This window comes from Acidithiobacillus sp. TH-A35, assembly GCF_057473505.1.
Window position 1 is genome coordinate 1 of record NZ_JBYCKR010000089.1, and the last position, 11,244, is coordinate 11,244.

General features: G+C 60.1%; 9 protein-coding genes and 1 pseudogene. 6 read left to right on the forward strand and 4 right to left on the reverse strand.

Going from position 1 to position 11,244, the window contains the following annotated elements; genetic code table 11:
• Positions 1-190: 190 nt before the first annotated feature.
• From AC2VNK_RS03370 to AC2VNK_RS03385, 4 genes and pseudogenes are all read right to left on the reverse strand, one after another.
• A complete protein-coding gene (locus AC2VNK_RS03370) occupies positions 191-2,104 on the reverse strand; it encodes a TonB-dependent receptor (RefSeq protein WP_486882801.1) in 1,914 nt (637 codons plus the stop codon).
• A pseudogene (locus AC2VNK_RS03375) lies at positions 2,090-2,326 on the reverse strand (TonB-dependent receptor plug domain-containing protein); the annotation flags it as partial. The pseudogene AC2VNK_RS03375 and the gene AC2VNK_RS03370, both read right to left, overlap by 15 nt.
• A 66-nt stretch (positions 2,327-2,392) precedes the next feature.
• Positions 2,393-2,554, reverse strand: coding sequence for a hypothetical protein (locus tag AC2VNK_RS03380; RefSeq protein WP_486882795.1), 162 nt, complete (start codon positions 2,552-2,554; stop codon positions 2,393-2,395).
• A 203-nt stretch (positions 2,555-2,757) separates the two neighbouring features.
• Complete coding sequence (locus tag AC2VNK_RS03385) at positions 2,758-3,699, reverse strand: hypothetical protein (RefSeq protein WP_486882802.1); 942 nt, start codon at positions 3,697-3,699, stop codon at positions 2,758-2,760.
• Positions 3,700-3,795: 96 nt separating this feature from the next.
• Here AC2VNK_RS03385 and AC2VNK_RS03390 point away from each other — a divergent pair, with 96 nt between their 5' ends.
• From AC2VNK_RS03390 to AC2VNK_RS03415, 6 genes are all read left to right on the forward strand, one after another.
• A complete protein-coding gene (locus AC2VNK_RS03390; protein ID WP_291524854.1) occupies positions 3,796-4,470 on the forward strand; it encodes a heavy metal response regulator transcription factor in 675 nt (224 codons plus the stop codon).
• Positions 4,448-4,798 (forward strand): hypothetical protein, encoded by a 351-nt coding sequence (locus AC2VNK_RS03395; protein WP_486882796.1) that lies wholly within the window; start codon positions 4,448-4,450, stop codon positions 4,796-4,798. The genes AC2VNK_RS03390 and AC2VNK_RS03395 overlap by 23 nt, the downstream gene beginning before the upstream one ends.
• Positions 4,799-4,876: 78 nt before the next feature.
• Entirely contained in the window at positions 4,877-5,884 is a 1,008-nt protein-coding gene (locus AC2VNK_RS03400; RefSeq protein ID WP_486882797.1) for a heavy metal sensor histidine kinase, read from the forward strand.
• A gap of 184 nt (positions 5,885-6,068) precedes the next feature.
• Positions 6,069-7,373, forward strand: coding sequence for a TolC family protein (locus AC2VNK_RS03405; RefSeq protein WP_486882798.1), 1,305 nt, complete (start codon positions 6,069-6,071; stop codon positions 7,371-7,373).
• Positions 7,370-8,386, forward strand: a complete 1,017-nt coding sequence (locus AC2VNK_RS03410; protein ID WP_486882799.1) for an efflux RND transporter periplasmic adaptor subunit — start codon at positions 7,370-7,372, stop codon at positions 8,384-8,386. The genes AC2VNK_RS03405 and AC2VNK_RS03410 overlap by 4 nt, the downstream gene beginning before the upstream one ends.
• The coding region (locus AC2VNK_RS03415; RefSeq protein WP_486882800.1) for an efflux RND transporter permease subunit at positions 8,383-11,244 on the forward strand (2,862 nt) is incomplete at its 3' end. The genes AC2VNK_RS03410 and AC2VNK_RS03415, both read left to right, overlap by 4 nt.

The following is an 11,244-nucleotide window of genomic DNA, read 5'->3' on the forward strand; positions in this document are numbered from 1 at the left end:
GCGCTGAAACCCCTATGAATGCTGGGGCGGCGTTACGAAATTGACGATTTTTGCCGATGAACTGTCGAACTCGGGTGGCCAAGTGGAGATTCCTGGATGCCATACTCGTCATCCTAAAAAAATATCGGCAGAAAAGCTCCAGACATAACAGCTGGAACCTTTCTGCCGAAAATTACAAGCAACTGTAAGTCTAGAAGTTTACCGCAATACTTCCATATACCGTCAGCGGAGCGCCGGGCAATGCCAGCATCTGCCCAGCCGAGTTTCCACCCAGAAGCCCGCCGGCCGTGATGTACTGGAACTCGTTATAGCGATTATTCGCAAGATTGAGGACATCGACACTCAGCTTGATATCCTTCAAACCCGGAATACTCCCACGCGTGGGGATGGTGCTGTCAAAACCCAGATTCACCGTACCATAGCCCGGCATTTTCTGCCGGCTCGGCGCAGTCGTATTGTTATTGAAGACATTTTGTGCGCCGGTGTACTGATACCAGATCCGCGGCTCCAGTAACACGCCCGAGAGATAGTAGCTGTACGCCGTGCCGATATTAAAGGTGCTGCTCGGCACGTTGGATACCGGCATCCCGTCATAACTGACGCCGCCAGTCACGTAATGAGCGAAGGTCGCCTTCTCGAAATTGAGATTGGCAAAGACGTGCAGGTTGTAAATCGGGTCATCTTCCAGTGCCATATTGACACCCTGATAGATGGAATCACCATTCGCGTCACCCAGATAATTGCCATTGGCATCGTAGAACGGAATATACTGGTTGGTATAGTGCAGATGGTAAAAGCTCGCTAGCAGAAAGAAATTATGCAGGTAAGTGGCATCCTTGAAATGAATCTTTATGCCCGCATTATAATCGGCGCTTTTTTCCAGACTATAAATCGGTGGGGTGCTTTGATACAGACCACCGCCCCCGCCCACCTGCGGCTCCTTGTATGCCTGCGCGTAGCTGGCAAACACTGCCAGCCATTTGATCGGCTGCCAATTGAAATCCACCGAGGGCTCCACCTTGGTAAAGCTGTTGCTGGCGGCCGGGAGCACACCCTGATTATTCTGCGGATACAGGGCATAAGCCGCGGCGAAATCCGATTGCGCGGCAGGCGTGTAACGCGTCTGATAATTGATGAAACGCACACCTGGCGTGATATGCAGGTTTTTCATCGGACTGATCCGATCCTGGATGAACGCGGCAAGATCCGTCTGGTCAAAATAGTCGCTGCGGTAATGCGCATTGGGCACAGACGCCGAGCCGTAGTACGGCGGGTTGGTATTGTAAAAGGCATTCCGCGAGTTGTACCGGCTGTTCAGAAAGAATCCACCCACGTTCACATCGTTATAGGGCAAGGCCACCGAAAACCAGAGCTTGTCGCCGTACACATCGGTATGGGGATTATTGTACTCGTAGAGATTCTTCGGATTGGACAATCCGTAGTTGTTATAGTGGAAATGCAGACGGTGGCCGTTGCGATACCAGAGCGTGTTATGCAGACCCACCATGCTGTCCAGTGCAAGGTTCAATTTGCTATAGACCAGCCAGGTGGTATTGCCGTCCCGTTTGAACCAGACATTTTCCGGCAGCGAGGAATAATACCCTGACGTCGCCTGGCTATACAGCGGCGAGTTCGGCGTACCATCCATGGTCACACCAGCAATGGGGTTGAGGGGGATGGATACCGGCCGGTAACCAGAACCTTTCGCGAGGTAGGCACCCATTGAAAAGTCACCGTTGCTGAAGGTCTTGCGGGTTTTCAGGAACCAGGCGTAGTTATAACTGGGGTTGGCGAAACCATCCGGGGTTTGCCGGTAGCTGTTGCCGGAACCGGAGCCACCCGCCAGAATGGTGGACCAGCCGTCTATGCTCCCGGTGCGCACGTTGAAGACGATATTTTTAGTATTGTAGCTGCCGTAACTCATCTTGATCGAGGCGCCAGCCGTTTTGGTGGGTTGCAAGGGGACAAAATCAATCTGGCCGCCGATGTTGTTATACCAGCGATCCACCGGGTTACCGGGACCATAGGTGACACCTATACCCTGCAGAATGCCGTTCTGCGGAACCTGCGGACTCTCCCAGAGGCCACTGGAGGGATTCACCATGGGAACGCCGTCAAAGGTGACAGAGAGGCTGCCGTTGTCAATCTGGCCACCGGAGAAACCGCCCCAACCCTGCTTGATCCCGTTCACGCTGATAGAGGTCTTGGTAGAGCCGGTGTATCCATAGCTGGAGACGCTGACGCCCGGCGCATAAGACAACGCCTGCGCGCTGCCGCCTACCGGACCAGCAGCTGCTAATTCATGCTTGTCCAGCACCTTCACCGATTGACCGGAATTAAAACGGTGTTGTTGGGTAAGGGACTGTGCCTCACTGCTCCCAAGGTAAGAACTTCACTGTGCAGCGGCATTGACCTGACCGACGTCGACGGCAGCATGGTCGGCGCTTACCGTGCTAGCAGTGACGCCATCAGCCAGGGCAAGCGCGCTCGACAGCATCATCCCGGATGCCATGAGCGCAACGATGATTGGACGTAAATTCGCGGTGTTACGCATGGTTAAAACACTCCCTGTTATGATCGGTATCCCAAAAGAATCTTTGGGCTTTTCAAAGAGGGAGTATCATAACCACCAAATGTGACGACAATGCGACAGATTAATGACTTTTTTATGACATTTTGAGGGGCATTACCGGCAGTGACAACCAATATCTTTTTGGAAGATGGATCATACGGGAGATGAGGCGATGTCCCTCGGGTTTATCCGTCCCCCTTGCGCCTCGGGGTGAGATAAACCCAGACCGCCAGAAAAAGGAACGCGATGGCGTAGATATTGGTGGTACCCAGGACATCGCCCTTGTTCGCCGTGGCGCCCGGCAGAAACGGTGCACCCCAGCCTTCTGCCGTGGTCCAGACGCCAATGCTGTAGGCAATACCAACGGGGATGACCCAGCGCAGACCACGGCCGATGATAAGGTAGAAAGCGATCACACTTTCTATGATCGCGGCAAAATAGCCAAAGAACACCGGCCCGGCCCAGGTGATGATCGTGATAAAAAAGCTGATATAGGCCGCGATCCAAGCCGGCTCGCCCGGCAGGGCCTGCTGCAGGTAGGTGACGGCATGGGTGAGAAAATAGGGCTGCCATTTCCAGAAGGCATCGACGGCCCAGAGTATGCCGAACAAAACCCGCGCGGTGTGTATGGCCGGCGCGTAAATAGGACGATGCGGTGCTTTGCTGAGGCTCAGGCCTTCCCAGCTTCGCGTCCAGACCACGAAAAGGAAGCAGAGCGCATAAATGATGGCGGTGCCAGGATCAGTCGCGCCCTGGGTGTAGGGGCCGCCAAAACCGCCAACGGTACTCCATAGCCAGAGGTTATAAATCACGCCCACCCAGGCCAGCAGTGGCAGGCCGATACCGGTAATGAGGGAGATGGCAAGAATGGCGTCGAGCGCTATAGTCGCATATGCCACATGCTGCGCACCCAGTTGCTGGACCAGTTCCGCCGTCCAGTGACCGTAGCTGGCGATCCAGGCGGGTTGTCCGGACACCCAGTCGGCACTGAAGCTGCTGAGAAAGTGCGTGCTGTAGGCGGGGTCGAGTTGCAACCAGGTATTGATCAGCCAGATCAGACCGAAAAGGATACGGACGGCACCGAACGCCTGTTTACGACGCAGTTCCAAGGGATGGGGTGTTTTCATCATGCCTCTGATTGTGTCATTAATAACGCGGACATTCTTCAGGAAATCGACAGGAAGGTCAAAGGTCAGGAAATATTTTTATTTAGAACAAACACCATGAAAATACTGATCATTGAAGATGAGCCAAAAACCGCCGCCTTTTTGAAAAAAGGTTTTACGGAGGAAGGGGATGTCGTAGATATCGCCAGTAATGGTATAGACGGACAACACTTGGCGGCGACAGGGGATTATGACGTCATCGTGCTGGATGTCATGCTGCCGCAGCGGGATGGCTGGTGGGTGTTGCAGGAAATCCGCAAGCGGCGGGCCGAGCAGCCCGTCATCCTGCTGACGGCGCTGGACGCAATCTCCCAACGGGTAAAGGGTCTGCAGCTCGGCGCCGATGATTATCTGGTCAAGCCCTTTGCCTTTTCTGAACTGCTGGCGCGGGTGCACAACATCCTGCGCCGCTGTAACGTGCGCTCCGAGGACATGCTCCATTGCGCGGATCTGGAGATCGATCTGCTGCGGCATAAGGTCTGGCGCGCGGGAGATACCATCGGTCTTGCCCCTCAGGAATATCGGCTGTTGGCCTATTTGATGCGCTTTCCCGGCGAAGTGCTGACCCGTACGCGAATCGCCGAGCAGGTCTGGGATATGAATTTTGACGGCGACAGCAATGTGGTGGATGTCGCGATCCGTCGGCTGCGCAGAAAGGTCGACGACCCCTATTCCGGCAAGCTGATTCATACCTTGCGAGGGGTAGGTTATGTCCTTGAAACACGCGATTGAGACCCTCCGCCGCGTTACCAGTTCGATAGCTGTACGCCTGACGTTGTGGTATGCGTTGCTCAGCGTTTTATTGATTGCCGCCGCTGGCAGTGCCTTGTATTGGGTACTTGCGGAGCAATTAAGGCAGGTCGACAGCCAGATTTTGGCCAGCAAGATCAATGCAGTGCATAGCGCACTGAGTCGGCATGCCGGGAATGCCGAGGCGTTACGACACGAAACGCAATTGGAGGCGAGTACGATTCGCGGCGTATTTATCTGGGTCAGCCGCCCCCCTGCCGGCATTATTTCCCGCGGTCGTGGCTTCAATCCGCTTCTGGATAGTCCATGACCATTCACGAAATCACCCAATACTCTGAAAGAAAAGGAGTGGAAATGGAAAATACACGACCACGATCATTATCTGGTCATGGCACAACGTCTTGCAGGTAATCCGCCCACAACGATTTATGTCGCCATCAGCACCACGCAGAATGCGCAATTTTTGGCTATTTATCGGCAGGTGCTGCTGCTGGCGACCACCCTCGTCCTGCTGGCGGCGGTGGCGGCGGGCTATCTGATTGCCCGGCGGGCTATGCGGCCGGTCGCACGGTTGGCGCAGATTATCGATGAGCTGGGTGCCGGGCAGTTGCATCGGCGCGTTGCGGACGAACATTGGCCTGGCGAACTGCGTACTCTGGCGGCTAACTTTGACCGCCTGCTGGGTCGGCTGGAGACCTCCTTCAACCGTATCTCGCGATTCTCCGCAGATATCGCCCATGAACTGCGCACTCCCCTGCATATCCTGCGCGGCGAGGCGGAAATCGCACTTTCCAGAAACCGCAGTCCGGCGGACTATCAGACGTGTATCGAGTCGGCTATGGATGAATACGGACGGCTTTCGCGCATGGTGGACTCCCTCCTCTTTCTCGCCCGCGCGGAGCAGCCAGATGCCCAGCTCGACACACCGTTGCTGGACAGCCGGGAAGAAGTAGCGGCAGTCTGCGCCTTTTATCAGGCGATGGCCGACGAGTTGGGGGTTGCGCTGGTCAACAGGGCCAGTGGGTCAGTGGCGGCGAATCCCGGACTGTTGCGGCGCGCACTGGGCAATCTGCTCGGCAACGCGCTGCGCCATACCCCTGCGGGCGGGCAGGTCAGTATCCGAACCGCCATTCAGCCATCGCTACTGCAGATCATCGTCAGCGATAGCGGTTCCGGGATAGCGCCAGAGGACCTGCCGCATGTATTTGACCGCTTTTATTGCGCGGATGCGGCGCGCCTGCGTCAGGGTCAGGGCACCGGGCTGGGGCTCGCCATCGTGCGGTCCATTATGCAGTTGCACGGCGGCGAGGTCGCACTGCAGAGTGAATTGGGGATGGGCACCACCGTCACTTTATCTTTCCCAATTATCGCGACAGAAACTCTGGCATCGCACTAAAGATGACGAATTCGTCAGGTTGCGGTCACCTTCTGGTTTCCTGCTTTTGCGATGATGCGCCAATGGCCGCAGCAGTTATGGCGGTATTTATCCTATGCGGAGTTAAAATTGTAGTGGTCGATTATCGGAACCCCCCAGAAAAGCACCGAAATAATCCCGCGTTTTTAACCATAAAGGTCCGTGCATGACGCACAAAGCCGCGACACGGCGGATAGCGACTGCGCTCGGAATCGGCGCCTGTCTGCTCTCGGGTACCGCCTCGGCGGACGATCTGACTTTACAGAGTGCCATTCAGCGCGCGCTGGTCAATCAGGCGGTGGTACAGCAGGCGCAGCATATGATCGCGGAGCGCCAGGATCAGGGTCACGCGGCCCATGCCGATCTGCTGCCCGCCCTCTCGGTGAGTACCGGGGGCGTCTGGACCCAAACCCAGAACGGCCAGCCGCGCTTTGTCAGTGCCAATGGCGCGCGGGAGCTGATCGGACAGGTTCGCCTGCAGATCCCACTGTATACGCCGCAAGCCTATGCCTTATCGGCGCTGGCACGCGACCGCTCGGCCATCGCCCGTTACCGGCTGCAGCAGACACGGCTTGCGGTCGCCGCGCAGGTGACCATGGCTTATTACCAGATGGCGCTGGACGATAACGAACTGGCCGTGTGGCGCAAGGCGCTGGCGACCGCGCGCCAGATGCTCACGGCGACGCAGGAAGGATACCAGGCGGGGACCCGCTCGCGCCTGGATCTGAGTCAGTCCAAATTGACCCTGGTGCGTATCCGGATGGGACTCGATCAAGCGCGGCCGCAGGCGCAGGCGGCGCGTCAGGTGCTCGCACTGCAGACGGGCTATGGGATGGCGGCGCTGCCTGCACTGGCACCCGTTGCCGCCCCACTCACTGCTTTGCCAGGGTCAAACATGCTCCGCCAGCAAGCCGACCGATCGCAGCCACTGTTGCGCGTCGCCGATGGCGAAATTCAATCGGCGCGATCGCTGTTGCACTATCGGCAGGCGGCGCGGCTGCCGATCATCGCCGCCACCGGCGCCTATGGGTTGGACACCTCGATGCTACCGCAAAGCCAGCAGTTGGGCTGGCAGGCGATCCTTAGCCTGCAGGTGCCCATTTTTGGCTTTGGCCGCAACCGAGATCGGGTCGCCGCGGCGCAGGAGCAGGTGGCCGCCATGCAGGCCGCCAAGGCGGCGCTGCAACTGCAGATTCGCAGTCGTCTGGCCGCCGATTATGGGGCAGCACAGGCGGCAGCAAACGCCTTGCAGGATGCGCAGACGCTGGCACAGACCGCACGGACGGTCTATACCATGACCCGCAAGGGCTATCTCGCCGGTGCGGAAAGCGCACTGGCGTTACAACAAGCGGAGAATGGCTGGGTGCAGGCCCAGTTGCAAAGCGCGGGCGCCGCCATCCGCGCCCGCCTGACACGTGCGCAACTGACATTGGATAGTGGCTTGTTGCCAGATCAAAGGAAGCTGTCATGACCCCCCGCAAACGCTCAATGATCCACATTTCTCCACGCTGGTCCGCCGTTATAGGCCTCACTACCCTGTTCTGGCTGACCGGCATGAGCGCGGCTTGGGCACTGCCGGTACGCGTGGCCGTTGTCGCCTCCGCGCCGGCCCAACAGGAGAACACCGTACTCGCCACCGTCGAGAGCAACGGTCAAGTGACCCTGACCGCCGCGGTGACCGGCCGGGTGCTCGGCCCGCTGCTGCCTGCCGGACAAGTCCCTGCTGGCGCTCTGGTGGCGCATATCGCGCCGCCTGGCCTGCGGGCGACCATCAGTGCCGCCCAGGCGCGGGCCGCTTTCAGCCGCAGCCAGTGGTTCCGTAACCGGAAACTCTATGCCGATGGTGTCCTCTCCCGGCAGGATGTGGAGCAGGCGAAACTAGCGCTGGACGAATCCCGGTCCGCCCTCCGCGTCTTGCAGGCGCAATCCAACGAGCAACAACTGACCGCCCCCTTCGCCGGGAGCCTGCATTATCTGGTGCCAGCCGGCGCGGTGGTCAACGCCGGCCAGCCCATCGCCACCCTCGCCGGCCGCGGAGCGCCCTGGGCGCACGCCTACGTCACGCCTGCCGTGGCGCAAGGGCTGCGGATGGGAACAGTGGTAGGGCTTGATGGCAGTAGCTGGCGGGGGCATGGCAAGATTCGCTCCGTCGGGCAAAGCGCGCGGCATCTGGGTCTGGTGTCCGTCTACATCGACCTGCCCGCGCGCAGCCCGCTACTGCCGGGTGAATGGCTGCAAGTAAGACTGCCCGCACCAGGGGCGGATGCCTTCGTCTTACCGACCGCCAGCATCGTCATGCGTGGTGCCCGCGCCGAGGTATTCGCTGTTCGCCACGGGCGGGCGGTCGTGATACCCGTCCGCATCGTCGCCAGCCGTGGCGATCGCACCTGGGTCAGCGGTGATCTCCGGGTCGGGGAACTCGTCGTACGCTCCGGCAACGCCCGCCTCATCGCCGGCACCCCCGTGCAGGTCCAGAAGCCATGAAGCGTTATCTGGAGTTCCTCTGGGAAAATCGCTTCAGCGTCATCCTCGCCGCCCTGTTTTTGCTGGCGGCCGGCTGGTTCGCCTTAAAAAGCCTGCCGGAAAGCGTGTTTCCCAATGTCGATTTCCCGCGCGTGGCGGTGCTGGTCAACGACGGCAGCCTGCCGGTCAAGTTCATGGAGGTCGAGATCACCCGACCGCTGGAGGCACTAGCCAAGGGTCAGCCGGGCGTCCGGCTGGTGCGCTCGCAAACTGGTAACGGGCTGACCAAGCTCAATGTCTACTTCAATCCCGGCATCAATCCGCAGACCGCTTATCTCATGCTGCAGGCCCGCCTCTCGCAGGTTCGCTTACCCGTCGGCGCGCAGATGCGGGTGACGCGCATGGCACCTTACACCTACCCCTTCGCCGAGTATGCGCTGGTGTCCAATCGGCAGGACAGCTCGGCGATGATGCCGACTTTCGCCTTCCAGGTTCGCCCTGCCCTGCTGGCGATTCCCGGCGTCTACCAGGTGCAGGGCACCGGCCGCGGCTGGCCGCAGGTGCATATCGATCTGAACCCGGTGCGCCTGGCGCAATATCACCTGACGGCACAGCAGGTGATCGACACCCTCCGCCTCGCCCAGGGGCCATTTTTCTCCGGCATTCTGCACGCCTATCACCAGCAATTTATCGTCGCCACGACACCACGGCCGGCGGACACGGCGCATCTGGCCACCCTGACCCTGCCCCTCGGCCCGGCCAATGCCGAAGGCATCCGCGCCCCGCTGGCGTTGGGCGCACTGGGACAGGTGCGGGTCGGTCCGCCGCCCTTACTCACCGATGCCGCCGTTCCCGGCTACCGCCATGCCCTGATCATCGACGTACTCTCCCAATCGAGAGCCAACGATGTGAATGTCGCCCGTGCCGTGCAGAGCCGACTGGCGGCATTGCGGGCGCACCTGCCACCCGGTGTACAACTGGTGCCGATCTATGACTTGAGCCATCTGATCAGCAGCAGCCTGCGCGATGTCTGGATCGCCCTCGGGCTCGGCAGTCTGATAGCCTGGCTGGTGGTCCTGGCGTTTTTGGGTCGTTTCGACGGGGCAGTGGCGACCCTGGTAGTGGTGCCACTGGCGCTGGCGGCCACTTTTCTGGTGCTGCATGCGCTGGGCTACGGGCTCAACATCATGACGCTCGGCGGCTTGACAGCGGCGATTGGCGCGCTGGTGGATCATGCCATCGTGGTGGTCGAACGCGGACTCCACGGCCTGCACGGCGACCGCACCTCACGACGACGGTTAGCCTTGCGCCGCGCCGCCGAAATTCTGCCGCTGATGACCCTGGCCACCCTCACCTCCTGCCTGATCTTTCTGCCGCTGATTTTTTTGTCCGGCACGCTGGGGCTCCTGTTCCGGCATATGGCGCTGGCCATCGTCATTGCGCTGCTGACTTCGCAAATCGTCGCCCTGCTGGTGACGCCGGTGCTGGCCGCCTGGCTCGCCGGGCGCCCGCATCAGAACCGACGAAATGGCGCTGAGCGCTGGTTACGCCGACATTTCAGCCGCTGGCTGATTTTCGGCATGCGCCGCCCGTGGTGGGCTATTCCGGTAGTCCTGCTCCTCGCGGTCGCGGGATGGCTGACGCTGACCACCTTGCCCACCGCCTTCCTGCCCCATTGGGACGAGGGCGTAATCTCGGTGCCCTTCCGCACCCCCGTCGGCAGCAGCGTGGCGGAAACCACCCGCGTGGGGCGCGATTTCATGCGGGTGGCGTTGGAGAATCCCAATGTGGAGCGGGCATCGCTGATGGTCGGGCGCGGCTTCCAGTTCCTCCATGCACCGGCCAACAAGGGGGCCATCGCCATCGTCCTCAAACCCAATCACGCGCAGAGCACCGAGGCAGTGATGCGCACGTTGCATGTACAGTTCCGTCAGATGGCTCCAAATCTGCTATCCTTGACGCTCCACCAAACGATGATCGTACGCCTGGGTAATCTCTCGGGTGCCCACGCGCCGCTGGTGGTTTATCTCTTCGGCTCGGATTCCGCCACACTGCGTGCACAGGGCGCGCGTCTGGCGGCGGCATTGCGCCAGAGCCATTCCTTTGAGTCCGTGAACTTCAAGTCACCCTCTGCTGGTCCGGAGTTGGAGATTACCCCGTCACCACTGGCCCCGATCTATGGCATTACCCCACCGGAGCTCGCCGGCCAGGTCAAAGCGCGTTTCTGGGGGCGGCAGGCAGGCTTCCTCCTGCACGGCGAGCAGATTCTGCCGATTCGCGTCAGCCTCGCCGGCCACGATTTCACCCCACGCGAGATGGACGCCCTCCCCATTCGCTTGCCGGACGGAAGCTTTACTCCGCTGGCGAGCATCGCTAGCGTTCATGTGCAGGGCGCGATACCCTTCGTGACCCATCAGAATCTGGTGCCTGACGCCTACGTCTGGCTGCAGCCGAAGCCCGGTGAGGGACTGGCGCAGGCCGCCGTCAAGGCACGCACGGTGGTAGCGGGCCTGCATCTGCCGACGAACGTGACGACCCTGCTCGGCGGCTACTATCGCCAGCAGTCGCAGAGCTTTCAGCAGATGGCGCTGATACTGGGCGGCGCGCTGGCCTTGCTCCTGATCTTGCTCGGCTTTCAGTTCAGCAGTCAGCGCGCCGCCATCTCCGCACTGCTGGCCATTGCGCTAGCGGCACCGGGGGCGCTGCTGGCGCTGCTGCTGCTCGGCATCGATCTCGATAGCACCGCCTTTCTCGGCGTGCTGCTGGTTTTTGCCATTGCCGTCAATAATGTGATCCTGATTTTTGCGCGCGCCCGGCAACTCGGTGGTCCGCAACCGCGCCCCGCAGTGGTCGCCCTCGCCGCCCGCCAGCGCCTGCGC